This window comes from Microvirga makkahensis (assembly GCF_009830105.1).
Lineage (GTDB): Bacteria > Pseudomonadota > Alphaproteobacteria > Rhizobiales > Beijerinckiaceae > Microvirga > Microvirga makkahensis.
In genome coordinates this window covers 70,314-95,815 of record NZ_WURB01000002.1, presented here as the reverse complement: position 1 = coordinate 95,815, position 25,502 = coordinate 70,314, and the positions used below count along the sequence as shown (strand labels likewise).

Here is a 25,502-nt window from a genome sequence, read left to right as displayed (position 1 = left end):
ACTAAAATGAAGGCTGAAAGAAAAATCCTCTCATCTAAGAAATCAAAGGAGCTCGAGCCGACGGAGTCGAAGATGGTCGCGGTGCCGGCGTGGGCACCCCAACCAAACCCGCTGACCCCTGCGGAAATTCGGAAGATTGTCATCGACCAGATCGGATGATGACGGTCTGCTTGCGGCTCGCCCCCATGGGCTGGCACGCCTCGGCCAAGGTGATCGTGTGGGTCGGTGCCTGGCATTGGCTGGTTGTGTCAGGCCCTGCGAGGGGCACCTCGCATGCGAGAGATCATGGATCCGACTGGCCAACGAGTTCATTCAGCAGGTCCTGACGCCGCGCCCGTCCGACGATCCAACGGTGAAATTCCCGTGCCCCATTCTTGCTGAACACCGGGCCGTTCCAGGCAAGGAAGTACGGGGAGGACAGCCGGAGCTTATAGGAGAAGGGAGCGACCAGACGTCCGACGCGGAGATCCTCGGCGACCATGGCACACTGACCCAAGGTGAAGCCACGCCCCTCAACAGCCGCCTCAATGGCGACGCTGGACAGGGAGAACACGAACGAATGGCGCAGGCTGCCGCAGTCGACGCCGAACTGCTCCAGCCAGTCGCGCCACGTCGGCGGCGATGGGAACTGAGGCTGCCAATCAATGCTCAACAGAGGATAGGCCAGGAGATCCGCCGGCGCCTTCAGCGGCGGGCCGGACTCCAACAGTTTCGGGCTACAGACGGGAATGACGCTGTCGGTGAACAGCATGACCGAGCTGTCGTAATTCCTCACCCGATCCCCATAGGTGATGCGAAAGTCCGTACAATCCTCCTCCAGCCGCGGTTCGAGGTGGGTCCCCTCGAGGTGAATGCTCAAGTCCGGGTGATCATGCTGCCACTCGAAGATAAGAGTCGCCAACCACTTGCTGGCCAGCGAAGGCAGTGCACTGATGACCAGCCCGCTCGACCAGCGGGCCCGTTCGATCTCGGCTTGGGCCCGGCGGAACTCCTCAAAACCTTTCGTTATAGTATTATAGTACCGCCTCCCAATCTCGGTCAGCGCCAGACTGGTGGTGCTCCGGACGATTAGCTGGAGACCGAGCCTATCCTCCAGCAGACGGATCTGCTGGCTAATCGCGCCGGGGGAAACGCTCAACTCGCGTGACGCTTTGGTCATGCTCCCGCAACGGCCAACAGCTTCGAAAGCCTGGAGCGCACGAAGAGGGGGCAATTCAGCCATTCCACAACCCGATCAGAGTGCCGCCCGGCACAATCCGCTCCATCATAGTGTTTAGTTTTTCTAAAAACAAACGCAGGCGGCACCCGATTGCTGGCCGGTCCTCCCACGTCCATTCTCGGCGGGGCAGCAAGGGTTCAGCACAAAGGGATGACCGGCATGTTTCTTAAGAATTCCTGGTACGTAGCCGCCTGGGATCATGAGGTCACCCGCTCTTTGCAGCAGGTCGAGATGCTCGGCGAGAAGATCGTTCTCTATCGCAAGGAGAACGGGGAGCCGGTCGCGCTTGAGGACGCCTGCCCCCACCGAAAACTTCCGCTCTCGATGGGGCGCCTGAAAGGCGATCAGGTCGAGTGCGGGTATCACGGGCTCACCTTCGATGGCACCGGCACCTGCACACGGGTGCCAGGCGCTGAGCGTGTCCCCCATGTCGCCCGGGTCCGCAGCTACCCGATCGTCGAGCGCTACGGATTGCTCTGGGTCTGGATGGGCCGGCCGGAACTCGCCGATCCGGCGACGATCTTCCAGGTCGACCATTGGGGCGATCCCGCCTGGGGCGTGAACCGCGGCGACTCCATGGTCATCAACTGCCACTACCTCTACATGACCGACAATCTTCTGGATCCGTCCCACGTCGCCTGGGTCCACCAGTCGTCGTTCGGAAGCTCCGCCTGCGAGGAGACGCCGCTCCAGACGGACGTGACGGAGGATGGCGTGATCGTCTCCCGTTGGATGATGGACGTGGAGGTCGCCCCCTTCTACGCCAGGTTCGTGAAGTTCAAAGGGAACTGCGACCGCAAGCAACATTACGAGGTCAGACACCCGAGCAACGCCATCATCAAGGCGATCTTCACGCCCGCAGGCACGGGCGGCCCTGATGGGCCGCTGCACGACGACGTGTTCCTGATGGACTCGTACAACTTCATGACGCCCGTCGACGAGAATCGGACGCGGTACTTCTGGTTCCAGATGCGTAACTTCGACGCCGACAATGAGGAAACGTCACGGGCGTTTGCCGAGTCGGTGCGTGGCGCCTTCGAGGAGGATCGGGCCGTGCTGACCGCCGTTCACGAGGGGATGGCGAACAAACGCACGCCCAACCTCGATCTCAAAATCGATGCCGGGCCGCTGCGCTTCCGCAAGCGCCTCGATCAGCTCATCAGCGCTGAGGCGGAGCAACCCATGGCGGCTGAGTAGATCCGCCAGCATCCTGGTCACGGCGGGCGCTCCCGCGCCTTCTGTGGTCACTCGGCACCTGATCGTTCCTCCGCACCTGACTGATCCGATGATTCCTGACCCGGCAGAGAAGTCCTTCTCCAACTACACGATCGTCGCCAAGCGCCGCGAAAGCGACACGATCATGTCGCTTGAACTCGCGCCTGCGTGCGGGTCGGCGATCAGGCCCTTCATCCCCGGGCAGTTCATCATCATTCGCCTACCCGACCCAGGCGGCGCCGGGAACCTGCTTCGTCACTACAGCATCTCCAGCAGCTCCAGCCTCACGCAAAGCCTCCGGATCAGCGTCAAGCGTGAGATGCCGCCGCCGCACCTGCCGGATGCCCCTGAGGGGGCAGGATCCAGCTATCTTCACAAGGCAGAAGTCGGAACCATCCTGTCGGTCCATGGCCCCCGTGGCGAATTCTGCCTCGATCGCACGAGCCCTCGGCCGGTGCTCCTGTTGAGCGGTGGCGTCGGCCTGACGCCGTTGGTCAGCATGCTGCACGAGCTTGCACTCGGCACCGAGAGACGCGTGTTCTTCGTTCACGCCTGCGAGAACGGCAGAGTTCACGCCCTTCGTGACGAGGTGCTGGCCTCGGCATCGGGCCGCTCCGGGATCACAACCCACTTCTGCTATCGTTTGCCGACGGATGCGGATGAGGACGCTCGGGCCTACGACAGCAAGGGGCTGATTACGAGGGAAACGCTCCAGGCGCTCCTACCGCTGGACGACTACGATGTCTACCTGTGCGGCCCAACCGGGTTCATGCAGGCGAACTACGCCCTGCTGCGGGGTCTCGGCGTTCCGAAGCACCGTATTCACTATGAGTTCTTCGGGCCCGCCACGGTTCTAGCCACCGACGATGATCGTCCGGGCCCAGCTCAGACTATCAACCGCGAGGCTCCGCCTATTCCGAGGCCTGAGCCGACTGAGCTGGACGAAGGTGCGGGCGTGACCGTCAGATTCAACGGTTCTGCCGCACCCATACCCTGGCCGGACGCCGCACGCTCCCTCCTGGACCTTGCGGAATCCGTGGGGCTTGAGCCGCCTTTCAGTTGCCGCGCGGGCGTCTGCAGTACGTGCACGAGCCGCCTTATCAGCGGTGAGGTGGAGTACTTCGAGGAACCGTTAATTCCCCCAGCGCCGGGAGAGCTTCTCCTGTGTTGTTCCAGACCGAGAACGTCCGTCGAGATCGCTTTCCCTGGACGGAATTGACTAGCCGCCGGGGAGGCCCGTCATCGAGGTCTCGATTTCCTGCAATCGGTGGATTGATCGCCAACCAGGCTCAGCCATTTGACATTTGGGCTGAAGTGAATCATGAACCGGCCATCATGCTGAGCTTTGCAACCTTCCGTCGTGGCCTGCACCGAGCAGGGAATCTGATCGCGGGCAATTAGCCCCGAGCTCAACACGCCGTTGCATCCCGAGCTCGGGGCCAAAGATAACCTGATCCTCCCGTCTGCCCAGCACCCTTGGTCGCCGAGCATCCAGCTTGCCGCGACGATCGGCGGCTCCTTGATCCCATCAACACCCTCGCGTCTGGCGATGAACCTTGCGTCTCGCGGGCCGAGCTGATTGACGATCCAAGAGCGCTCGTTGGCGTAGCAGCCTCAAACGATAGATCCGGTGGCGTCTGCCGAAACGGCAATCCCAACAAACCATGCCCGGATGTCCAGACACAGTTCTCCCGGGTGAAATCCTCTTGCCGCCTCCAACGAGGCTCGGCTCATTGCGAATGGATCCATCTGAAATGAAGAATGACACCTTGCCCGTTCACGGCCGCATCACTGGCCCGATCGTGATGATCGGCTTTGGCTCGATCGGCAAAGGCATGCTGCCCCTGATCGAGCGCCATTTCGAGTTCGACAAGAACCGCTTCACGGTCATCGATCCCAACGACAAGGATCGCAGCATGCTCGACGTGCGTGGTATTACCTTCGTCAACAAGGCGCTCACTCCCGAGAACTACCGTGACATTCTCACGCCGCTCCTGACGAAGGGCGGAGGGCAGGGCTTCTGCGTCAACCTGTCGGTGGACACCTCCTCGCGAGACATCATGGAGCTGTGCCGCGAGATCGGTGCCCTCTACATCGACACTGTGGCCGAGCCCTGGGCGGGCTTCTATTTCGACAAAAACGCTGGCCCGGAGGCCCGCACCAATTACGCCCTGCGCGAGATCATCCTGGACGCCCGGCGCCGGAGCCCTGGCGGTCCCACGGCGGTGAACTGCTGCGGCGCCAATCCCGGCATGGTGTCCTGGCTCGTGAAGCAGGCGCTTCTCAATCTCGCCAAGGACATGAAGGTCGAGCACGAGGTGCCAAAATCCCGCGAGGACTGGGCTCGCCTGATGAGCCGCGTCGGTGTCAAGGGGATTCACATCGCCGAGCGTGACACCCAGCGTGCCGAGAAGCCCAAGCCCATGGGCGTGTTCGTCAACACTTGGTCCGTGGAGGGCTTCGTGTCGGAGGGCCTGCAGCCGGCGGAACTCGGCTGGGGCACGCACGAGAAATGGATGCCGGAGAACGGCCGCACGCACGACAAGGGCTGCGGCGCCGCGATCTATCTGCTGCAGCCCGGCGCCAACACCCGCGTCCGCTCCTGGACGCCGACGTCCCAGGCTCAACACGCCTTCCTGGTGACACATAACGAGGCGATCTCGATTGCCGACTACTTCACGGTACGGGAGGGCGACAAGGTGGCCTACCGGCCGACCTGTCACTACGCCTATCACCCGGCGAACGACGCCGTGCTGTCGCTGCACGAGATGTTCGGCAAGGCCGGCAAGGCGCAGGATACGTTCCACATTCTGACGGAAGACGAGATTGTCGACGGCATCGACGAACTCGGCGTGCTGCTCTACGGCCATGGCAAGAACGCCTACTGGTACGGCTCGCAGCTCTCCATTGAGGAGACCCGCAAGCTTGCCCCCTACCAAAACGCCACTGGCCTTCAAGTCACCTCGGCCGTGCTCGCCGGCATGGTCTGGGCGCTGGAGAACCCGAACGCAGGCATCGTGGAAGCCGATGACATCGACTTCCGCCGCTGCCTTGAGGTGCAGATGCCCTATCTCGGCCCGGTCGTCGGGGTCTACACGGATTGGACCCCGCTTACCGACCGTCCGGGCTTCTTCCCGGAGGACATCGACGCCTCCGATCCGTGGCAGTTCCGGAACGTCCTGGTTTCCTGACAGCCGAAACGCCACCCGGCCAAGGCGTGATATGCCCGGCAACCGGCATTGTCGGTTGCCGGGCATATCGTCATGGGAACGGACTCGTCGAAAGGCTTTGGGTGGCGCGGGAGCGAAATACCCGCTAACACACCTCATGAGACAAGCACTCCTCGTGATCGACGTCCAACCCTGCTTCCATCCGCCCGAGTGGCAGGTGGAAGGGATTGCCCGGCTCGTTCGAACCATGCACTCGGTGGCGACGGTCGAGAGGCACGACGAGTCGGTGACGCCGTTCGAGCGGCAGCTTGGATGGAAGCCCGCACCCGCCGACGACCCGATGGTCCAAACCCACAAGGTGTTCGTCAAGCATGGCTATCTCCCGCCACCCGAGCTCATCGGCTATCTCAAATCCATGAAGTTCGAGCGCGTCCTGGTCTGCGGCATCCAGGCCGAGACCTGCTGCCTTGCGGCTGGCTTCATGCTGTTCGATGCCGGACTTTATCCAACGATGCTGAAGTGGCTGACCGTTGGTTCGTCCCTGGACCGATCGGCCAACCTGGGCGCGAAGCTGTGGAAGCACCATTTCGGCGCCGCCAGCGTGCTCAACAGCGCCGACGAGTTGCAGAGCGGTGCGGCATGAGCCTCCGGGGTCGTCGTCGCAAAGCTCGGGGGAGTGGCCGGTAGAGGATCCGGTACATCGGTTTCATGGCAGGTTTCCAGAGGGTCGAGAGGGGGCAGGCCGGCCGTGCCAGACCTAGGCGCTCGCTTGCGGAACGATGGTGATGCCGCCGCTGACCTCGACGATGGCGTACTTGATCTGCTCCAGCCGCTCGATGCCGTGCATGCGGCGCGCGGCCTCCATCACGTCGTCCCGGCTTACGCGGGCCGTGTTCATGCGCTCCTGCATGAGGCGACCATGCTCGACGATGATTGTCGGCACGCCGTCCATGAGCTTCTCCATGGTCTTGGAGCGGCTCTTGATCAGCGACATCGCGATGTTGATGAACAGCAGCGTGATGATCACGAGGGCTGCATGGACGACCGACGGATCGTCGCCGAGCAGCACCGGCTCGGTCGCTTCGCCGATGATCAGCAGGAGGACGAAGTCGAACGTCGTCATCTCCGACAGCGTGCGCCGTCCGGCGATGCGGAACACGATCAGCAGGAAGAAATAGATGAAGGCGGCTCTGAGCACCGAATCCATGATCTGTGGCTCCAGGGCTTAAGGATAGACGAACTGAGTGAAGCGGGCCGGCTCGCGTCCGACGAGGCCGATCTCGGCCGTGTGGGAGCCGGTCTCCCGCAGCTTCAGCGCGAACCTGATCGTGGCCGGCTGGCCCGGCTGCGCCACCGGGAAGACGTACTCGACATCTGATCCGACGCTTCTCGCCTCGCGTGGCTCGGGCACGATCCCCTTCACCTCGGCCGCATCGAGGAATGCCTCGTTCAGGCGCAGGATAAGGGCGTCGCCAACGGTTGCTTGAGGCGCGATATCGACCCGTAAGGTGCGCTCGGAAAACTGACGCTCGAAGCGCTCGTACTCCACGCGAACCAGGCCCGCCGGGTCACTCGCCTGCTGCCAGCTCACGGGGCCATGGCCGAAGACGCCGGTGAGTGCGATCAGGACGAGGCCGCCCATGACCAGCCAGCCGAGCCGTTGAACCGCCCACGTCCGGCGTTGCCAGGCCATGTCCTCGTCGACCTCGACCGAGCGGGCCTTCTGCGGCTTCGGGCTGCTGTCGGAGGCGTTTGCACGCGGGTTGTCGCTGGCTGTGATGGCCAGTTCATCATGTCGTATGTCGTCCATCTGACCTCACATGGCCTTCCGCATAGAGGCCGAGCGGCGAGCCCGCCAAGAATGGCAAGGAGCCGCGGCCTGCGGACAGGCACCGGATCGATCATAGTGTGGGGGGAGAGCAGTTCCGCCCGGCCGGGAGGGCCTATGAGGCCCGCCTCCCCAGCCGGGTTAAGAGCCCGTTTGCAGGCTCCCGGCGCGGGTCAGGTACCGTTTCTGCGACAATGATTCAAACATGATCCCAAACACATGGAGCTGGACCCCTGGGATTCAACCAAGGCCGAGGTGGGCAGGCGTTTGGACGCAACCCGACACCTCTTCTCCATGATGGCGTTCTCCCTGGGATCTGGACTGATCGACAGAGCCTGACTTTTGAAGACGGAACGGCCGGCAAAGACTTTCTGTCGAGCACCGTTGTGGTGCGAAGAGGTGGCCATGGAACGCCTGCGAACCCTCTGGGAGTTTCTGCGCACCAGCTTCTGGTTCGTGCCCAGCCTTATGGCGGCCGGCGCTGTCGGATTGGTGGCGCTCACGATATGGGTCGAGCGGTCAATGACCGCGGCCAGCCCCAGCATACCCTGGTTCCTCTATGTCGGGGAACCGGCCGATGCCGAGACCGTGCTGTCGACGATCCTGTCCTCGATGATCACCATGGCCACCCTGGTGTTCTCGATCACCATGGTGGTGCTGACCCTGGCAGCCAGCCAGTTCGGGCCGCGCCTGATCCGCAGCTTCATGGCCAATCCTCAGACGCAGGTCGTGCTCGGCACCTTTGTGATGACGATTGTGTACTGCCTGCTGGTCCTTCCCGTCGTCGGCTCTCGCGAAGGTTCGGGCAAACTGCCCTACGCCAGCGTCAGCATCGCCCTGGCCCTAACGATCCTCAGCATTGGGCTCTTGGTCCTGTTTCTCCACATTCTGGCACGCTCCATCGTGTCGGAGACCGTGATCGAGCGCGTAGGGAATGAACTGGACGAACTCCTGGATGAGCTCGCTCCCCTCGACGCGACCGGGCCGACCGAGGTGCCCACCCAGCAGCTGCTTCCCGCCGACTTCGAGCAACGGGCGGCGTTCTTCGGCTCCCAGGAGCCAGGGTATGTCCAGGCGATCCAGTTCGAGCGGCTCGTGGCCATTGCCGAAAAGGCCGAGGCGCTGATCGTGCTGTACTTCCGGGCCGGCCACTACGTCGTGCCGGGCTCGCGCGAGTTTGCCGTGTACCCGGGGGAGCGCCTCAACAAGGAGCTTAGGGCCGAGATCCAGGACGCCATCCTCACCGGGGTCCACAGAACCCCGGTGCAGGACCCGGACTTCTCGCTCCGCCATCTCGACGAGATCGCCGATCGGGCGTTGTCGGCAGCGGTCAACGATCCCTATACGGCGGTGGCCGTCATTGACCGGCTCTCGGCCTCCCTGTGCAAGCTCATGAGCCGGGCCCTGCCGGCGGGCGTGTTCCGGGGCCGGGACGGGGCTCTGCGTCTCGCCTGCACCCAGCCGACCTATGGCGGACTGATCGAGGCGGGATTCAACCAGATCCGGCAGAATGGCGCCGGCATGCCCATCATCGTCCTGCACCTGCTGGAGGCCATCGAGCGGGTTGGCGAGCATGTCCGGCTGCCGGTGCAGCACGAGGCGCTGGCGGAACAAGCGCGAGTGATCATGGAGGCGGCCCGCTCCCGCGTCAGGGATGAATTCGACCGCCAGAGGATCGAGGAGCGCTATGCCACCGTTCAGCAGGCGCTTGATCGCGCGGCCACGGTTATGGGCGGATCGGGGCGGGCCGGCCGAGTCCCGTCTACGGTGCCTGCACCATGATGGCCCAGATGGCGGTCAGGCGGCCGAATCTCGCCTACCGGTCGGGGCCCGGTGAGCGATGGCCCCACCTGCCCAAGCTGTCGCATTCGGCCATCGAGGTTCAGCCGCTGCAGGCATGACCCGGCATGAAACTCAAGGTGTAATAGGCAGGATCCTGAACGCAATCTCGGATGTCCTTTGTGGTTCCATGCCTTGGACGCATGGCGGCAACGGCTTAGCCCTATGCTGCATCGCAGCAACAACCAGCCGTCTCAGACGTTCGCCTTCCTGCGTTCGGACACACAATTCCGAACGGCCCCGCCGCGCGACGATCAACACCAACAAAACCTGCGGCGAGATGGAGGCAGACCATGAACTTTCTCGATCCCATCGCCGGCCAGGGTATCTCCGGTCCCACAGGCAAGCCCCAGGTTGTTCGAGGACGCGCCGTCAGGAGCGCAGTTTCCAAGCCAAAGCGGATCTCGCTCGCGCTGCAGGGTGGAGGAGCCTTTGGTGCCTTTACCTGGGGCGTGCTCGACCGGCTCCTTGAGGAAGGCGTGACGTTCGATGCCGTCAGTGGGGCCAGTGCTGGCGCCATGAACGCCGTCCTGCTCGCCTCCGGACTGGCGAAAGGGGGTGCGGGCGAAGCGCGCGCTACCCTTGAGCGGTTCTGGCGCAGGATCAGCGAGGCGGGCCGCCAGAGCCGTCTCCTCTCGGCCAACCCCGTCCTGTCGCACGTGACCTCGCACCTCTCTCCGTACCAGTTCAACCCGTTCGATCTGAACCCCTTGCGCGACATCCTCACTGCGGAGGTTGACATCGAGGCTGTGCGTGTTGGCCCGCCCGTCCGGCTGCTGCTCGGCACGACGCGGGTCCGGGACGGAGCTCTGCGGATCTTCCGCAACAAGGACCTGAGCCACGATGTCGTCCTGGCCTCTGCCTGCCTGCCGCAGCTCCATCAGGCGGTGCTGATCGATGGCGAGCCGCATTGGGACGGCGGCTATGCGGCGAACCCTCCCCTGATGCCCCTCGTGACCGCCACAAGGGCCTCGGAGGTCTTGGTGGTGCAGATCATTCCAGCAAGCCATGCTGAACTGCCGACCACCTCGCCGCAGATCCATAAGCGGCTGAACCAGATCACCTTCAACAGCTCGCTGCAGCGGGATATTGAAGCCTTGGCGATGATGAGCCAGCTCTGCCGCGAGGGCGACATGCAGAACTCGCGACTTGGGCGCAAGTTGCGGCGTCTCAAGCTGCACCGGGTTGTTGCCGAAGATCATATCGATGGCCTGAGCGAGTTCAGCTTCATGAACACCGACTGGGCGCATTTGCAGCACCTCCGGGATCAAGGGCGCGGAGCCGCGGATGCGTGGCTGACGAGCCGATCCGCGGCTGACCTGCCACACGCTGCCCCATCCCAAAGGACAGCTGGCGCTACGCCAGAGCGCTTGCGTGAACTCCGTCCATAACAAAAAAAATCCCTCGCCCGCAGCACGGGGAGGGAGAAGGATTCAGAGGGAGGAACAACTCTGAAGCCTCTTCGGAATACTGGATCCGCAGAGTGCAGGCCATGATCCAAGTTAAACACGGCAGCAGAATCCAGCGGGATCAGGTTGTCAGGAACCGGCCGTGGCAGGTGGGGTGATCGCACCTGGCTTGGCCACCGCAGGCTTGATGAGGCCTCTGTCATTGTCTGGCGCCCCGCTCCTGGTGAGGGCATGTGGTCTGCTTCCAGGCGCCTCCTCAGACGATGGCCTCGGACTCGATGATGCGCTCGCCGGGTGGGGCAGTGATCGCCGCCTCCAGCAAGGCCGTGGCGAGGCGCTGGTGTGGCACGACGCGATAACGGCGGGGCAGAAGCCGCTCCACAAGCCGCAGAAGCGGCATAACCATAAACTCCGCAGGCCGGAACTCGCCGCGCTCACCGCCGATCAGGGCAGGGCGCACGAGGGTCAGGGACGGGAATCCGACACCACGGATTGCCTCCTCCACCTCGCCTTTGACACGGTTGTAGAAGAAGCGCGAGCGCGGGTCAGCGCCCGTCGCTGAGTTCAGCGCGAAAGCACGGGCGCCATGTTGCCGGGCGAGCCTCGCCAGAGCCAGCGAATGGTCGTGATCGACCCGGCGGAACGTCTCCTGCGAGCCTGCCTTGCGGATTGTGGTGCCCAAGGTGCAGATCACGCCATCGACAGCCCACCAAGCGGCATCAGCCGGCAGGTGCTCGAAGTCAACCAGCGGGTTTTTGAGCTTCGGGTGAGGCGGCAGTTCCCGTCTGGTTGGTGCAACGATCCGGGTCACGCGTGCATCTGCCAGCGCCTGCCGCAGGACCGCCCCGCCGACCAGGCCTGTTGCCCCGACCAGCATGAGGGTTGTCATGGCGAGCCGCTCGTCTTGTTGGGCGCGGCTGCTTCAGCCTGCCTGCTCAAGAGCGCTCAAGACATGCCGCGCGACAAGCTCGGAGGATTGCGGGTTCTGGCCGGTGATTAGGTTTCCATCCTGCACGGCAAAGGGCTGCCAGTCCGGTCCTCGCTCAAACCGACCACCCAGTTCCTTGAGTCGGTCCTCCAGCAGGAAGGGCACCACCGCTGTCAGTCCCACCGCCTCCTCCTCGGTGTTGGTGAAGGCGCTCACCCGGCGGCCATCGACGATGGGTTGTCCATCCTGTCGCGTCGCCTTCACGAGCCCGGCCGGACCGTGGCACACGGCGGCGACAACCTTGCCCTGGTCGAACATCGATCCAACAATGCGGGCCAGCGTCTCGTCGTTGGCCGCATCCCACATCGGGCCGTGCCCGCCCGGCAGAAACACCGCGTCGAAGGACCCTGGGTCCATGCTGCCGAGGGCAGGGGAGTTCCGGGCCGTTGCCATGGCCCTCTCGTCGGAGAGGAAGCGGTGAACCGAGGCCGGGACCTCCTGCTGCTCCTCGGGCTTCTCGCCCGGTCCTTCACCGGCTTGCGCTGGAAGGCTGCGGGGATCCCACGGGATCGCCCCTCCCTTGATCGAGACGAGCGTGACCTCCGCGCCGCCGTCGAGCAGGGCGTAGTAGGGTGTGGCAAGCTCTTCGAGCCAGACGCCGGTGCGGTGGCCGGTGGAGCCCATCTGGTCATGTGAGGTGGCGACAACGAGCACTTTGGGAGCGGGCATGTCTTTTTCCGGGATGAAGACGTTACGCCGTCAACGTCAGACGCTCGGTACGGGTTCGGGCGAAAAGCTCAATCTCGGAGAGCCGCCCCATGGAGCTTGTGGGGATTTGAGGCGTCTCAGCAAGGACCCCAGCCTGACTCAAGGCGTTAAGTTGCGCGACTTGACGCGGAAGGCGCTGGCGCCTCGTTGCTGCGTCACGGAAAGCCGGGCAAGTTGGAATCCCAGACGGTGGAGCAAGAGGTGGCGCCGCCCCGCTCATCCAGACGGCACTCCTTTGCTCGGGACGAGCATACGGACAAGGATCAGGAGACGAACAATGAAAGAAATCGTCCTGCATGCCCCCGGCGGCCTCGATCGGCTGGAACTGATCGAGATGCCGGATCCTGGTGCGCCCGGACCCGGCGAGATCCGGGTCCGGGTTCATGCGAGCTCGCTCAACTACCACGACTACGGCGTGGTGAGCGGACGCATGCCGACAGAAAATGGGCGCATCCCGATGTCCGATGGTGCCGGCGTGGTCGAAGCAGTGGGCGAGGGCGTGACCGAGTTCCACGCCGGCGATCAGGTGGTTTCCTGCTTCTTTCCGGGCTGGCTCGAGGGGCCGCCAACGGTCTCCGACTTCTCGACCACGCCGGGCGACGGGGTCGACGGCTATGCCCGTGAGGTGGTCGTACGGCCGGCGACCTGGTTCACCCGGGCACCGAAAGGGTTCAGCCATGCCGAGGCGGCCACGCTCACGACAGCCGGACTGACCGCCTGGCGCGCCTTGGTGGTCAATGGCGGGCTCAAGGCTGGCGATGTGGTGCTGGTGCTCGGCACCGGCGGGGTGTCGATCTTCGCCCTCCAGCTTGCGAAGGCGATGGGCGCAACAGTCATTGCCACCTCGTCCTCGGACGAGAAGCTGGAGCGGGTTCGAGCCTTGGGAGCCGACCACACCATCAACTACCGCCAGCATGAGGACTGGGGCGTCCGGGCGCGGGACTGGACCGGCGGGCGCGGTGTGGATCACGTCATTGAGGTGGGCGGACCGGGCACGCTGGGGCAGTCGATTGCGGCGGTGCGGGTCGGCGGGCACATCGCGCTGATCGGCGTGCTGACCGGCCGAGCCGGCGAGGTGCCGACCGGCGCCCTGATGGCCAGGCAGGCCCGGCTCGAGGGGCTGATCGTCGGCAACCGGCGCCAGCAGATTGACTTCGTGCGGGCGATCGAAGCCACAGGCCTGCGCCCGGTGATCGACCGCAGCTTTGGACTGCCTGAGATTGCCGATGCGTTCCGGTATGAGGAATCAGGAGCCCACTTCGGCAAGATCGGCCTCACATTCTGAACCGTCTCGGCACATATCATGTTCGACCGTCTCAGAAGGCTTCCGCCATGGCGTGCGAAGATCTCGTGGCTCAGTGTTTCATGGACGTTCTCCAGCCCTGGCTCGACGATATGCGCTGAAAGGAACCTTATCCTTGAAACGGAGAGCCGGGCTCTGCGTTATGAGGGCGGCACGGAGAGTGTGCTGAACCGCATGAGGTTTTGCCATGACCATGTCGGAGATCACCAACAAGCTGAAATACGACCTCTCGGATGCACTCAAGCGTGTGGCCGGCAAGCTGCCGTTTCGCAAGGAAGGGCAGGGGGGCCCGTCGTCTGCGGCAAGCAATCGCTCCGGCTTGAAGAAGTAAGCCGGTGCGGTGGGGCGACCAAGCAGCGCCCCACCGTGTGGCAGAGCGGCAAAGATCTCACCAATGGCTTCTTCCCCGCTCTGCCTCGACGGACGCTCAGGACATCCACTGAGGGCCCCATCCACAAGGCGCAGCTAGGAACATGAGGCGCTCTCTGCATGGCGGCGCCGGAGGCTTGCGGGCCCGCTGAACCCTTCTCATATCCAAATCGTCTCGCACTCGAACCTTCACCCGATGGAGGACTGAATGAAGCTGCAAGGTGTGGATCGAACCATCCTGGTACAAAGCTCAAACATTGATCTGGGGGACGTGTTGCCCGACTACGCCCGGACCTGCATCCTGCAGATGGCGGGCAAATATTTCGGGCGTCTGAACACCGCGACCGTGTACTTCAACCGCGAGGGCCCGATGTACCGGTGCACGGTCAACGTCCAGATGGGCGCGCTCAAGATGATGAGCGGCGAGGCCCAGAGCACCGATATCTATGCCGCGTTCAGGCTCGCCCTTGAGAAGGTCGCCAAGCAACTGCGGCGGGCCAAGCGCGAGTTGCGCGAGGACAAGGCCAAGCGGGTCGACAAGCATCTGGATTGGCTTGGATCGACGCGGTCTCGCCGTCGCCTGGAGCGGGGCGCTCCGGGCATGCCGGTGAGGACCGATCACGGCAGCGCCTATCGCGTGGCTGCGGAGTAGTCCAAACAACCAAGTAGCCAGTTCGATTGAATTAGCCCGACGGGAGCAGACCTGCACCGGGTCCTCCCGTCGCGACAATCAGGATCGTCAGGAGATTGTGGGTGGCGCAGGGCTTCTCGCACTATCTGCAACAGGTCGCAGCGCATTTGCCCGATGAGGCGGCCCAACTGGTTCAGGGGGATCTGAACCTGACGCTGCTCGACTGGTACACGGATGGCATCCCAGCCGAAGAGGCCGCCGCGCGGATCAGGCGATCGGCGGGCTGGACCTGACGGGCCCGGATCGCCGGATCGGCCACAGACCGGAGTGTCATTTTCCGGTTCAACCCAGATGGAAGATGGATAGGAGTCACGGAGACCAAGATGCATGGCACCTTTGTCCCTGATGAGGTTTTGACGCATACCTGCCCGATCCAGGTCGACCAAGCCAATCCGCACGCTGAGTCCCGAAGCGGGTCAACGGCTTTAGCCGCCTCCCGGACCCGCTACAACCTGTTCCGGAGACGGCACGAGCCGGGGCTTTACTGCGCCGTGCCCAAGGGCCAGCCTGCACCAGCTTTCCTGCGGTCGGACCGGTGGCAGGCTGCCGGTGAGATGGATGAGGCCGGCCCGATGCCCCTGGGCTTCGACCGGGAGGCGGCCCGGATCGGGGTTCGCCTCAACGGCTTCTATCTGTTCACGGCGTTCAGTCCGATTCCGGGATTGCGTTCGGACAGCGCGGATGGGCCGTCGTGGAGGCTCGCTCAGGACGGCAGTGCTCAATCCGCTCAGATGGCAAACTGAGCGCCCTTGAAAACCGGAAAGGCCTCTCCCTACATCACATCACCCAAGGCTCTTGATGGGCTTGGTATCTCGGGCGCCGGCGGGTGTCCGGCGCTCTTGTGGTTACGTTGCTCCTGGGAGGATGTAGCTATGAGAACGGCTTTCGACCTTTCGCCCCTATACCGTTCGACGGTCGGCTTCGACCGGTTGTTCGATCTGATCGACCAGACGGCCCGGCAGGACGCCTCGTCCCATTGGCCGCCTTACAACGTCGAGAAGACGGGCGACGAGCAGTACCGCATCACCATGGCGGTGGCGGGCTTCTCGCCCGATGACATCGAGATCACCCAAAAGGAAAACACGCTGCTGGTGGCCGGGCAGAAGCATCCGGAGCAGGTGAATGTCCAGTTCCTGCATCGCGGCATCGCCACCCGCAACTTCAAGCAGACCTTCAGCCTGGCGGACTACGTGAAGGTGAAGGGGGCGGCCTTGGAAAATGGCCTGCTGACGATCGACCTTGTGCGCGAGGTGCCGGAGGAGTTCAAGCCGCACCGCATCAAGATCGCGACCGGCGGCGCGAAGACCATTGAGCACGAAAAAGCGGCGTGAACCCGCAAGCAGTGCAGTCGGGCTTGGGCGGGGCCGGCGGCTGCCCAAGCCAGCCCTTTGCTCAGTAGAGGAAGGAAACCATGGACCAAGCGACCGTTGACTTGAAACCTGCCCGTGATCCGTCCGCATCGTCCCTTGCATTGAACGCCCGTGAACGCGACGGCGCCCTTGCCCCAAGAGCCGTTTCGTTCAGAGACCCACAGGAGGTTCTGGCGCATCCTGCCTTGGACATCAGCGACAAGCGGGCGATCCTCGCCGGCTGGGCCTCGGATGCCTGCGCCGTGGAGAACCTGCCGAACTGGCGCAGGCTGCCTGAAACCGGCGCCCTCGTGGCGCTAGACGACATCCTCGACGCCCTGCAGGCGCTCGACAGAGGCGCGCTCCACTAGGGAGGGAGGGTGCCATGACCACGCTCGACCCACGCGGCTGGCCGCGCCTGCCGGACTGGCTTGATCCTCACGAGGATCGCCGCCGCCCGCAGGAGATCAACCGGGAGGGGCTGGAACGCTGCTGCATGGCGGTGGCGTTCTGCCTGTGCTTTGCCGCCCTCGCGCCACTCCACCTGATGCCCTTCGCGTTCGCCGGTCTGCTGTTCCTGGCCGGGATCGCCTCGATCGGCCTTGCGGCCTTGCGGGGGGATCATCCGTTGGCATCGCACCTGACTGCCTGGGACGAGGGGGCCCTCTTGTTCACCGTAAGCCTCGGGCTGCGTCTCTGGCTCGGGCCGTTCCCTGCCAACTGAATGCCATCGAGAAATGATCACCACCTGACGTGCACCTAGAGGAGTGCCATGGAGCATCAGACGATTGAAACCGCATACAGCCAACTGTCCCCCGCTTTCCTGATCGCTGGCCAGCCTTGGACCAAGACGGGTAGGAATGGGGATTCCGACAGCCTGGCCGATACCGCGCCTCCACAGATCGCCAAGCAGGCGGCAGGCACAGGCCCTGCGGAGGTCGTGCCATGGGCATCATGGCTGCGCGACCGCTCCAGCCGACACGATCCGCCACTCCTGCCGGATCTCGACCGAGCCTTCGTCAATCCGGCCTGCGTGTTCGGTTCCCCTCATGATGTCGTGCGCCATCCACTTCTGACGATCGATTGCAAGCGCGAGATCCTGGGGCGCTGGGCCTGGGACGAGCATCTGCTTGATCTCGCCCATACCGAGGGCATGCCGGAAGGCGAGCCCTCTAGGCTGGACGAGGTCAAGGCGGCCCTGCGGCTGGTCGGCATGGGGCGGAGCCCCGACCCGGCGGCGCCTGCGGCCTTCATCGTCCCTTACCACTGGGATGAGACGGCTCTTGCTGCCTAAGGCAAGGTGGAAGTCAGCAGTGCCTGGCAGCGCCTCTCCGCTGGCTGTGTCAGAGGAGCATGCCGCTCCCTGACCAGCGGCCCTACCTGTCCTGTGGCTCGAAGTCACCAGGAGCGCTATCCAATTAAGCTCTGGATGAACGGCCGCTCCGGGAGAGATAGCTCATCGGTGTTCCGTAACCTGACCCTTCGACCCTGCAGTACCGTTCGATGCCAGATAGAGTGTTTGTGCCCGGTTCGGTTGTGAGCGGCTGCCCGGCACCCAGCCGGTGGGCATCCTGACCTCCTCTCCCGGCTTTGGCGTGCGTGTCCGGAGCAACGATAACCCGATCGCCCCGACGATCAGGACGGCGGTGGCCAGCAGCGTCACCTCGGTGGGAATGATCTTGCCGCCATAGAGATGGTTGACCGTCATCTTGACGCCGACCAGCACGAGGATCAGCGACAGCGCATATTTGAGGTAGACGAACCGCTTCGCGATTCCAGCGAGCGCGAAGTAAAGCGCCCGCAGCCCGAGGATGGCCATCACATTGGACGTGTAGACGATGAACGGGTCCTGCGTGATCGCCAGGATCGCCGGGATGGAGTCGACGGCGAACACCAGGTCGGTGAACTCGACCATCACCAGCACCAGGAACAGCGGCGTCACGTACAGCGCGCCGTCGCGCCGGACCAGAAAGTGCGTCCCTTCGTAGTCCTCCGTGACCGGCAACCGGCGGCGAAGAAGCTTGAGGACCGCGTTGTTCTGGAGATCGGGCTTGCCCTCTGCCGCGAACAGCATCCGGATCCCGGTGATGATCAGGAACGCGCCGAAGACCAGCGTCATCCAGGCGAACGCATGCAGGAGTTGAACGCCGGCGAAGACCAGGACGGCGCGCAACGCCAGCGCGCCGAGCACGCCCCAGAAAAGAACCCGTTGCTGGTAGGCGGCTGGAACGCCGAAGTTGGAGAAAATCAGGACGAAGACGAAGATGTTGTCGATGGAGAGGGACTTCTCGATGAAGTAGCCGGTGAGGAACTCGACGCCAGCCTGCCGGCCGAGGAACCAGTACACCCCGGCGGCGAATAGGGGAGCGAGGATGATGTAGCCCAGGCTCAGCCACAGGGCCTCCCCGACACCAATGGCACGCGCCTCCCGGTGCAGGACACCGAGGTCGAGCACGAGGAGCCCCACCACGAGAACTGCGAATGCCACCCATAACCAGATGTCACCTCCCATCGTCGGTCATCCTTCAGCCATGAAGAACGCAACGGTGGACTGACCCATAAACTTCGCAGGCCCTTCTCGGTTTATCGATGGAGGAGGGTGCAGCACGCCGTGTCAAAGCCGTTGCGACGGCGGGTGAAGAGAGGGCCATCTCGGAGAAGTGGGACGTGCAAAACAACTCCGAGACCGGCCCCTGGGCGTGGCGACCGACCGGAACTGCTCCTGTTTCGCTCCCGTTACTACGTGCTTTCGATCAAAGGAGTGACGCTATGGACCTTTGGCAGCTGATTGCGAATGACCACGCCAACATCGCCGACCTGTGCGGGGAGATCCCCCGGGCCTTTCCGGACGGCGGCGTCCGAAGCCGGGAACGCCTGTTCAGAGATCTCGACACCGAGCTCCGGCGTCACTTCGAGGCCGAGGAAGAAAGCCTCTACGACGCGCTGGAGGACCATGACCGCGCCGAACACCTTGTCGACGAACTGGAACATGAGCATGAGGAGATCGAACGCCGGCTTGGCGAGCTCGCCCGTGTGCGCGACAAAGGCACCCAGGATTGGACCCAACGGTTCCGCGATCTGGCGGCTTTGATCGAGGGGCATTTCCATCGCGAGGAGCACGAGCTTCTGCCGCTCGCACGTGAGATCCTGGACGAGGAGGAGTTCCGCGAACTCCGCCACGAATACGTGGAGGAGAACATCGAGGCGCTGCGGGCGCGGCAGGGCGGCTGGGATGTGCCCTCGTCGGGCCTGCTCCTGGGAGCCCTCGTTGGAGCCGCGGCGGGCGCGCTCGCCTTTGCGGCCTGGCGCGGTGGCGCATTGAGAGGGCTCACGGACCGGACCCCGACGCAACTTCTCCTGTCCCGAGCCCCGGTGCTCGGCCGTCTCGGAGGCCTCATGAGCCGCACTGGACGGAGACGGAGGCAGTACGGGGCCGAGGTGTTGAAGGACGTCGCGCAGCGCACGCGCACGTCAGTCCAGGATGTCTCGTCCCGCCTGCGTCTGCCCATCGGAACCACCTATGCCGTCGTGGCCGACCTGGAGCGGAAGGGGCTCGTGCGCTCCACCCGTCATCAGGGCCCCGTGCGCGAGCGCATCGTAGCGATCACCACCCGCGGCCGCGAGCAGGCGCAACGCTGATCACGCAACACCTTCCGTGATCAATTCGCGGCTGGAGGATCATGGTCCGGCTCCTCGGGCCATGGTAGCCTTCGCCTGGTTGTTTCACCTTGAAGAAGGTCACTGGCAGTGCCCAGATCGGCAGCTGAGTCCGAAGGCGTCCTCGGTGCGCGCCAACTGCCTCTCAGGAGAACGGAGAAATCCTCGCACGCGCGTGAGGCGTTACCAGGACATCCATGCAGGCCACCAGGCCTCTGGAGCGCCAGTTCCATGCCTTCGGAACCGCGCTTGGCTCGAGCCTGCCCGCTCCCAATGCGCATTCACGAGCGAACGGGATGCTCATCGACCAGTGTTCCGATCAATCGGAGCAGTTCCTGATGCTCGGGCCCCTTCCCGGAGCTGAGAAACGTGCCGAGATCGATATGCGCCACGTGACCTCCGGAGGCCACGTTGGCCTCGTGCCGGATGAAGATCTCCCCCGAGGTGTCGCGGATGAGATACCAGCGGTCGCCGTTCGGGCTGCTGTAAAGCGTACGGGCTCTCTTCATGCACAATGCTCCATCAACTGTCAGATGGGTCTCTCGACAACAGCACGCATTCGCGAGGGAGTTATACAACCTGCAGGGACGATGGCCCAGATTTCTCCCATCGGAAGCCAGTCCCGACCTGAGGTATCACCTCGCCTGCGGCGCCCGAGCTAATCGCTCCCGGCATTAGGTCGGTCGAGGCCGACCACAGCCTTGAGGATGTCGTCCGGCCCGAACTCGTGGCTGGCTTCGATCTGCAGCAATGCCATGAGGTGGGTGCGAGCCCAGTTGACCCGACTCTTGATCGTTCCGATGGCGACGCCACACACGCCGGCCGCTTCCTCATAGGAAAGCCCCTGGGCACCGACCAGGATCAAGGCCTCGCGATGCAGCGGTGCGAGCGCTCCGAGCGCATGCCAGAAATCCTCAAACTCGAGATGCGACTGCTGTTCGGGACAGATCATCAGCCCGGCCGCCGGCGTTGTCACGTTAACCCGGAGATGAGATCGAGCGGTGTAGATGGTCCGGCATGAGCAAACCCGTCAGCTACAAACGCCATCGCTTCCCATCTGAGATTATTGCTCATGCAGTTTGGCTGTACTTCCGGTTCCCACTGAGCCTGCGGCTCGTGGAGGAAATGTTGCTGGAGCGCGGCATTGTCGTTTCTTACGAGACGGTCCGCCGGTGGGCGCTGAAGTTCGGGCCAGCTTACGCCCGCCGCCTCAGGCGTAAGACGCCGAGCCGCCGCGACATTTGGCATCTCGACGAGGTCGTGGTCACCATTGCCGGCCAGAAACACTGGCTGTGGCGAGCTGTTGACCAGGACGGATACGTCCTTGATGAGGTCGTGCAGACGCGCCGCAACACCGCGGCAGCCAAGCGCTTGCTAAGGCGCCTGTTGAAGAAGCAGGGCTGCCTTCCACGACGGATGATCACCGACAAGCTCGGCTCCTATGCGGCCGCCCGGCGTCAGGTCATGCCAGACGTCGAGCACCGCTCGCACAAGGGGCTCAACAATCGGGCGGAGGATTCACATCTGCCGTTCCGTCGACGCGAGCGGGCGATGCAAGGCTTTCGATCGCCCAGATACCTGCAACGGTTCGTCATTGTCTTCTCGGCCGTCCGCAATCTCTTCGTTCCATCCCACTCCAGCCGCTCCGCCCCTGCCACGCGTCTGCACCGCCTCATTGCCATGGCGGAATGGATGTCTGCGGCTAACATTGCTGCTTGAGCCCGTCCGGCGACCCAATCGGCCTTAATGCGCTTGGCGGCGGTTAACGTGACAACACCCTGTTGACGCTCTACCTCGGGCAGGTCCTGCTGTTCAGCCCGCTTGGGACGGGCGTGGCCTCGCTGCCCTTCAGCGCCGGCATCACCCTCGGGGCGGGCATTAGCTCCGAGCTGGTCGAGCGGCTCGCGACGCTCTCGGTGGAATCCTCGTATGCCGCGCACGTCCTGCCCGCGCCTTTCGTCACCTCATTCGGCCTGAGAATGGCTGCCGTGACGATGACGCTCACGGCTGTTCACGGCATTGCCGAAGAGCGGGCCGGCGTGGCGTCGGCGCTCGTCAACATGGCGCAGTAGATCGGAGCCACGCTCGGACTGGTGGTGCTGACAACCATCTCGCTCTCGGCGGCCAATACGCGGCGGCCCGGAGCCGCAACAATCCTGCAAGAAGGTCCCGCCGGCAACGACGCAAGCGTTGTGGCGAGGGTCGGGGAGGCGTTGACCCACGGCTACACGGCGGCTTTCCTCGCCGAAACCGGAATGCTGCTGATTGCAGCCATCGTCGGCATTGCTGCTGTTACCACCCGGCGGACGCAAGGTGCGGCAGCGGCCAGTGCCGTGGCTTGAGAGGAAGCACAGATTGGGGCGAGCTGCCGACTGGTGAACACCCAGAGGCCATCTGGGAGTATCACCGTTCGGCAGAACTTTCCTTTGGCTCTGTGGGACGTTGTGGTCGAGACTGCTCAACAAATGAAACAAATTCACGGATGAGGGGAGTTTGTGATCGATTGCTCCATGCGATACTCACCCCGAAACATGCATCGGTATCGCACAAGGGGAGGGCTGTGATGTCGGGTGGAAGCGTGGGGATAATGGCCGAGCCGTAGAGCGTCACTCCTCTCTCCAGAGCAATGAGTTGGAGAAGGACAGGCACGTCGTCGGCCTCTTCGACGATGGCCGGAAGAAAGCCGGCGCTGAGACAAGCACTGCTGATAAGAGATCGAAATGTATCCCACCGCTTCCGGGTGCCCACGACAAACGGGACATCGACAAGATCGTTCAACGAGATCTCGGACCGCTGGGCTATGGGATGACGCTTCGAGACGAGAAGCACGAAGCGCTCTTGCGCGAAGGCCATGTGAGCAACGGATCCCTTGCAGGCTGCTGACAGAAGGAATCCGACATCGATCCGGCCGCTTTCGATGGCCTGAATCTGCTCTTGCGAGGACATCTGGTACAGACTGACCCTTGCTTGAGGGAACTTTGTCCGAAAGCGGACAATAAGGTCCGCCATGGGTCCATGGGCGGCCTGGGCCGAGTAGGCTATGACCAATTCGCCGGCTTCGCCCGATGCGACTTGCCGGGCCGTCCGGACCGACTGGCTGATTAATTGCATCGCATCCTCGACATCCCGCGCCAGGATAGCGCCTGCCTCTGTCAAGGTGACCCGCCGCGTCGTTCGCTCCAACAACTTGAACCCCAACTCGCCCTCGAGCATTTGGACGGCCCGACTGACTGCGGGTTGCGCAATGTTGAGCGCTTCCGATGCTCCCCGAAAGCTCGACGCGTTTGCCACAGCAAGGAAGTAGCGCAGGCGCACAAGGTCAGGCGTGCGGTTCAATTGATGCCTCCTCGGCATTAGTTGGTGCCCAATTAATCTTAGACTCCGGAGAGAAGCTACTGTCAAATCGCGGAACACCGTAGTCGTGAGATTCGGTATCTCACCGCGGTCGCGTCAGAACTCAATCCAAACCGTTGAAGGATCGCCATTCGTGTCAGGACCAGGTGAAAAGCGCGTGGAACTCACCGTAGCTGTGGCTCAGCTTGCCGGCACTAAGGACGTCGCGTTCAACCTTCAGGCCATGGAACGGCTCAGCGCTCGAGCCGCGGCTGAGGGTGCAGCGATCGTCGTGTTCCCCGAGGCGGTCATGTACGATTTTACCGCTTCCGCCGAAGAGATTGCCGATGCTGCCCATCAGCATGCGGACGCCTTCGAAGCCGGTGTCAAGGCACTTGCCGGGCGACTCGGCATTGCAGTGGTCGCGGGAATGTATGGCCGGGGTGAGGGCTCCTTGGCTCGCAATGTCATGATCGCCTCTGGGCCTGACGGTGCCGTTCTCGGCCTCTACCAAAAGCTCCACCTGTATGACGCGTTTCACTATCGCGAGTCGGATAAGAACGAGCGCGCCCGCCTCCAGCCGGATTTCGGCGAGTTGGTCACCTTCGATCTTCAGGGTTTCCGGTTTGGCCTCCTGAACTGCTACGATATCCGCTTCCCAGAGATGTCCCGCCTGCTTGTCGATAAGGGCGCGGATGTGCTGCTCGTCGCGTCGGGCTGGGTCGCGGGACCGCTCAAGGAGTTTCACTGGGAAACGCTCCTGAAGGCGCGTGCGATCGAGAACACATGCTTCGTCGCGGCTTCCTGCCAGCCCGCTCCCGCATCGGTCGGCCTCAGCATGGTGATTGATCCGAACGGGGTCGCTACCGCAACGGTCGCCGGTGGCGAAGGACTGGCCATCGCAAGGCTCAGTAAGGAGCGTTTGGCCGATGTGCGACGCGTCCTGCCCTGCCTGACCCACCGCCGGTATGTCGTGACTGCTGGCGAGTGATCCCAATCGGTTCCCGCAGAATAAGCGCCGGTAGGAAACCGGCCCAACCCACGGAGGAAGATCATGACACTTCAAGCAAGCTCGATTAGCGGCCGAGCCGCGTCACATACGGATGAGAGGACTGTCCTACGGCGTGTCTTGAGCTCTGCGGCCATCGGCCAGTTCGTCGAGTGGTACGACTTCGTCGTCTATGCCTATTCGGCTGCCATCATTGCGAAGCTGTTCTTCCCGAACTCCGATCCGACGGCCGCCCTCCTTTCGACCTTTGCAATCTACGCCGTGGGCTTCGTGATGCGGCCGCTCGGCGGCTTCGTGTTCGGCCCCCTCGGCGATCGGATCGGCCGACGGCGCGTCCTATCGCTTGTCATCCTTATGATGGGCGCGGCAACGGTCTGCATCGGTCTGTTGCCCACATACTCCCAGATCGGCATCCTCGCGCCGATCCTTCTGGTGATCTGTCGTTTGATCCAGGGCATCTCGGCCGCCGGCGAGACCGTTGGATCAAACTCCTTCGTCGCCGAGCATGCACCGTCCGACAGGCGCGGGTTGTATGTGGCCTTCACCTATTCGTTCGCCAACCTGCCGCCGATTGTTGCCGCCTTGCTCGTGCTGTTCCTGACGAACGTCCTGAGCGGCGAGGCCTACGCCTCCTGGGGATGGCGCATTCCCTTCCTGATTGGCGGTCCGCTGGCCCTGGTTGGGCTCTATATCCGGGACAAAGTGGAGGAATCGCCCGCGTTCAAGGCGACCCAGGCGGCCAAGCGTGTTGCGGCCAACCCCATGCTTGAGGCCGTCCGGGACCAGAAGCAGCAGATGGGCTTCAGTTTTGCTCTTGCAGCCTTCTCCAGCCTGGGCTTCTACACGCTAGCGGGATACTTCGTGAGCTATCTGACGGCCACAGTTGGTCTCAACAGCAATGCGGCCTTGGTCTCAAACAGCATTGCCCTCTTTACCGCGTTCGTGATGATGATCGTCGGCGGTCACCTCTCTGACAGGTTCGGGCGCAAACCGATCCTGTTGATCGGCCTGATCATCAATGCAGCAGTCTGTATCCCTGCCTATCTGCTGGCCGCCAGCGGAAGCCTTCTCACAGCAATCATTGGTCAAAGCTTACTTGCTATTGGCTGTGGCCTGTTCTGGGGCCCTGTTGGCATTGCTCTCCTGGAGCTCTTCCCGACCCGGACCCGCTTCAGCGCGTCCGCGATCAGCTACAACCTTGCCTATACCATCTTCGGTGGCACGGCACCGTTTCTTGGAACCTGGCTTATCCTCCAGTCGGGAAGCAAGATTGCACCTGCGATCTACATGGCCGTCCTTTCGGTGGCAGTTCTTTTGGTGGTCTCGCGGATCCCCGAGACATACAGGAAATCCCTCATCCACCCTGAAGACGTTGCAGCCAAATAATCAGTCGGCAGATCGTCGGACGGGCCTCC

The 25,502-nt window shown here is 63.2% G+C and carries 30 protein-coding genes and 1 pseudogene; 22 read left to right on the top strand and 9 right to left on the bottom strand.

What is annotated here, in order from left to right:
* Positions 1-6 precede the first annotated feature (6 nt).
* On the top strand, positions 7-159 hold the full coding sequence (locus GR328_RS03335) for a hypothetical protein (protein ID WP_160883119.1): 153 nt from the start codon (positions 7-9) through the stop codon (positions 157-159).
* Positions 160-283: 124 nt separating this feature from the next.
* Here GR328_RS03335 and GR328_RS03330 read toward each other — a convergent pair whose 3' ends face one another.
* Positions 284-1,222, bottom strand: coding sequence for a LysR substrate-binding domain-containing protein (locus tag GR328_RS03330; RefSeq protein WP_160883118.1), 939 nt, complete (start codon positions 1,220-1,222; stop codon positions 284-286).
* 156 nt (positions 1,223-1,378) lie between these two features.
* Here GR328_RS03330 and GR328_RS03325 point away from each other — a divergent pair, with 156 nt between their 5' ends.
* From GR328_RS03325 to GR328_RS03310, 4 genes are all read left to right on the top strand, one after another.
* A complete protein-coding gene (locus GR328_RS03325; protein ID WP_160883117.1) occupies positions 1,379-2,416 on the top strand; it encodes an aromatic ring-hydroxylating dioxygenase subunit alpha in 1,038 nt (345 codons plus the stop codon).
* 88 nt (positions 2,417-2,504) lie between these two features.
* A complete protein-coding gene (locus tag GR328_RS03320; RefSeq protein WP_160883116.1) occupies positions 2,505-3,653 on the top strand; it encodes a 2Fe-2S iron-sulfur cluster-binding protein in 1,149 nt (382 codons plus the stop codon).
* Between the two features lie 535 nt (positions 3,654-4,188).
* Complete coding sequence (locus GR328_RS03315) at positions 4,189-5,625, top strand: homospermidine synthase (protein WP_160883115.1); 1,437 nt, start codon at positions 4,189-4,191, stop codon at positions 5,623-5,625.
* A 136-nt stretch (positions 5,626-5,761) separates the two neighbouring features.
* A complete protein-coding gene (locus GR328_RS03310; protein WP_160883114.1) occupies positions 5,762-6,247 on the top strand; it encodes an isochorismatase family protein in 486 nt (161 codons plus the stop codon).
* Positions 6,248-6,361: 114 nt separating this feature from the next.
* On the opposite strand, the gene GR328_RS03305 is transcribed toward GR328_RS03310, so the two are convergent.
* Entirely contained in the window at positions 6,362-6,811 is a 450-nt protein-coding gene (locus GR328_RS03305) for a DUF421 domain-containing protein (protein WP_160883113.1), read from the bottom strand.
* A gap of 18 nt (positions 6,812-6,829) precedes the next feature.
* The gene (locus tag GR328_RS03300) at positions 6,830-7,414 is read right to left on the bottom strand and encodes a hypothetical protein (protein ID WP_160883112.1); all 585 of its coding nucleotides are present in this window, start codon (positions 7,412-7,414) and stop codon (positions 6,830-6,832) included.
* A 423-nt stretch (positions 7,415-7,837) separates the two neighbouring features.
* Between GR328_RS03300 and GR328_RS03295 the strand changes: the two genes are divergently transcribed.
* Positions 7,838-9,214 (top strand): DUF2254 domain-containing protein, encoded by a 1,377-nt coding sequence (locus tag GR328_RS03295; RefSeq protein ID WP_160883111.1) that lies wholly within the window; start codon positions 7,838-7,840, stop codon positions 9,212-9,214.
* 350 nt (positions 9,215-9,564) lie between these two features.
* Positions 9,565-10,662 (top strand): patatin-like phospholipase family protein, encoded by a 1,098-nt coding sequence (locus GR328_RS03290; RefSeq protein ID WP_160883110.1) that lies wholly within the window; start codon positions 9,565-9,567, stop codon positions 10,660-10,662.
* Positions 10,663-10,936: 274 nt separating this feature from the next.
* Here GR328_RS03290 and GR328_RS03285 read toward each other — a convergent pair whose 3' ends face one another.
* Together GR328_RS03285 and GR328_RS03280 are read right to left on the bottom strand one after the other, a co-directional pair.
* Entirely contained in the window at positions 10,937-11,569 is a 633-nt protein-coding gene (locus tag GR328_RS03285) for a Rossmann-fold NAD(P)-binding domain-containing protein (protein WP_160883109.1), read from the bottom strand.
* A gap of 33 nt (positions 11,570-11,602) precedes the next feature.
* Positions 11,603-12,337, bottom strand: a complete 735-nt coding sequence (locus GR328_RS03280) for a type 1 glutamine amidotransferase domain-containing protein (protein ID WP_160883108.1) — start codon at positions 12,335-12,337, stop codon at positions 11,603-11,605.
* A gap of 316 nt (positions 12,338-12,653) precedes the next feature.
* Between GR328_RS03280 and GR328_RS03275 the strand changes: the two genes are divergently transcribed.
* The 9 genes from GR328_RS03275 (at position 12,654) to GR328_RS26620 (ending at position 17,382) form a co-directional block, all read left to right on the top strand.
* Positions 12,654-13,661 carry a zinc-dependent alcohol dehydrogenase family protein gene (locus GR328_RS03275; protein ID WP_160883107.1) on the top strand — a complete coding sequence of 336 codons (1,008 nt, stop codon included), beginning with the start codon at positions 12,654-12,656 and terminating at the stop codon, positions 13,659-13,661.
* Between the two features lie 205 nt (positions 13,662-13,866).
* Complete coding sequence (locus GR328_RS03270) at positions 13,867-14,010, top strand: hypothetical protein (RefSeq protein WP_160883106.1); 144 nt, start codon at positions 13,867-13,869, stop codon at positions 14,008-14,010.
* A gap of 246 nt (positions 14,011-14,256) precedes the next feature.
* Entirely contained in the window at positions 14,257-14,700 is a 444-nt protein-coding gene (gene hpf, locus GR328_RS03265) for a ribosome hibernation-promoting factor, HPF/YfiA family (protein WP_160883105.1), read from the top strand.
* A 101-nt stretch (positions 14,701-14,801) separates the two neighbouring features.
* Positions 14,802-14,972 (top strand): hypothetical protein, encoded by a 171-nt coding sequence (locus tag GR328_RS03260; protein ID WP_160883104.1) that lies wholly within the window; start codon positions 14,802-14,804, stop codon positions 14,970-14,972.
* 90 nt (positions 14,973-15,062) lie between these two features.
* The gene (locus tag GR328_RS28160) at positions 15,063-15,482 is read left to right on the top strand and encodes a hypothetical protein (protein WP_343039266.1); all 420 of its coding nucleotides are present in this window, start codon (positions 15,063-15,065) and stop codon (positions 15,480-15,482) included.
* A gap of 129 nt (positions 15,483-15,611) precedes the next feature.
* Entirely contained in the window at positions 15,612-16,070 is a 459-nt protein-coding gene (locus GR328_RS03250; protein ID WP_160883103.1) for an Hsp20 family protein, read from the top strand.
* Between the two features lie 80 nt (positions 16,071-16,150).
* Positions 16,151-16,459, top strand: a complete 309-nt coding sequence (locus GR328_RS03245; protein WP_160883102.1) for a hypothetical protein — start codon at positions 16,151-16,153, stop codon at positions 16,457-16,459.
* A 14-nt stretch (positions 16,460-16,473) separates the two neighbouring features.
* Positions 16,474-16,812: a hypothetical protein gene (locus GR328_RS03240; protein WP_160883101.1), complete on the top strand. Its 339-nt coding sequence runs from the start codon at positions 16,474-16,476 to the stop codon at positions 16,810-16,812.
* A 48-nt stretch (positions 16,813-16,860) separates the two neighbouring features.
* Positions 16,861-17,382, top strand: coding sequence for a hypothetical protein (locus GR328_RS26620; protein ID WP_170304102.1), 522 nt, complete (start codon positions 16,861-16,863; stop codon positions 17,380-17,382).
* Positions 17,383-17,544: 162 nt separating this feature from the next.
* On the opposite strand, the gene GR328_RS03235 is transcribed toward GR328_RS26620, so the two are convergent.
* Entirely contained in the window at positions 17,545-18,600 is a 1,056-nt protein-coding gene (locus GR328_RS03235; RefSeq protein WP_160883100.1) for a TerC family protein, read from the bottom strand.
* 257 nt (positions 18,601-18,857) lie between these two features.
* On the opposite strand from GR328_RS03235, the gene GR328_RS03230 reads away from it, so the two are divergent.
* On the top strand, positions 18,858-19,727 hold the full coding sequence (locus GR328_RS03230; RefSeq protein ID WP_160883099.1) for a hemerythrin domain-containing protein: 870 nt from the start codon (positions 18,858-18,860) through the stop codon (positions 19,725-19,727).
* Positions 19,728-20,026: 299 nt separating this feature from the next.
* Here GR328_RS03230 and GR328_RS03225 read toward each other — a convergent pair whose 3' ends face one another.
* Both GR328_RS03225 and GR328_RS03220 read right to left on the bottom strand, forming a co-directional pair.
* Positions 20,027-20,254, bottom strand: coding sequence for a hypothetical protein (locus tag GR328_RS03225; RefSeq protein WP_160883098.1), 228 nt, complete (start codon positions 20,252-20,254; stop codon positions 20,027-20,029).
* Positions 20,255-20,403: 149 nt separating this feature from the next.
* Positions 20,404-20,688 (bottom strand): annotated as a pseudogene (locus GR328_RS03220) (sigma factor-like helix-turn-helix DNA-binding protein); the annotation flags it as partial.
* A 74-nt stretch (positions 20,689-20,762) separates the two neighbouring features.
* On the opposite strand from GR328_RS03220, the gene GR328_RS03215 reads away from it, so the two are divergent.
* The 3 genes from GR328_RS03215 (at position 20,763) to GR328_RS03205 (ending at position 22,087) form a co-directional block, all read left to right on the top strand.
* Positions 20,763-21,464: an IS6 family transposase gene (locus GR328_RS03215; protein ID WP_160883096.1), complete on the top strand. Its 702-nt coding sequence runs from the start codon at positions 20,763-20,765 to the stop codon at positions 21,462-21,464.
* Positions 21,465-21,526: 62 nt separating this feature from the next.
* Positions 21,527-21,817, top strand: a complete 291-nt coding sequence (locus tag GR328_RS03210) for an MFS transporter (RefSeq protein ID WP_160883095.1) — start codon at positions 21,527-21,529, stop codon at positions 21,815-21,817.
* Between the two features lie 24 nt (positions 21,818-21,841).
* Positions 21,842-22,087 (top strand): hypothetical protein, encoded by a 246-nt coding sequence (locus GR328_RS03205; RefSeq protein ID WP_160883094.1) that lies wholly within the window; start codon positions 21,842-21,844, stop codon positions 22,085-22,087.
* Between the two features lie 61 nt (positions 22,088-22,148).
* Here the strand turns inward: GR328_RS03205 and GR328_RS03200 are convergent, their stop codons facing one another.
* Positions 22,149-23,081, bottom strand: coding sequence for a LysR family transcriptional regulator (locus GR328_RS03200; RefSeq protein ID WP_160883093.1), 933 nt, complete (start codon positions 23,079-23,081; stop codon positions 22,149-22,151).
* A gap of 151 nt (positions 23,082-23,232) precedes the next feature.
* Here GR328_RS03200 and GR328_RS03195 point away from each other — a divergent pair, with 151 nt between their 5' ends.
* Positions 23,233-24,069 (top strand): nitrilase-related carbon-nitrogen hydrolase, encoded by an 837-nt coding sequence (locus tag GR328_RS03195; protein ID WP_205789713.1) that lies wholly within the window; start codon positions 23,233-23,235, stop codon positions 24,067-24,069.
* A gap of 138 nt (positions 24,070-24,207) precedes the next feature.
* Complete coding sequence (locus tag GR328_RS03190; RefSeq protein WP_205789712.1) at positions 24,208-25,473, top strand: MFS transporter; 1,266 nt, start codon at positions 24,208-24,210, stop codon at positions 25,471-25,473.
* The last annotated feature ends 29 nt before the right edge of the window (positions 25,474-25,502 follow it).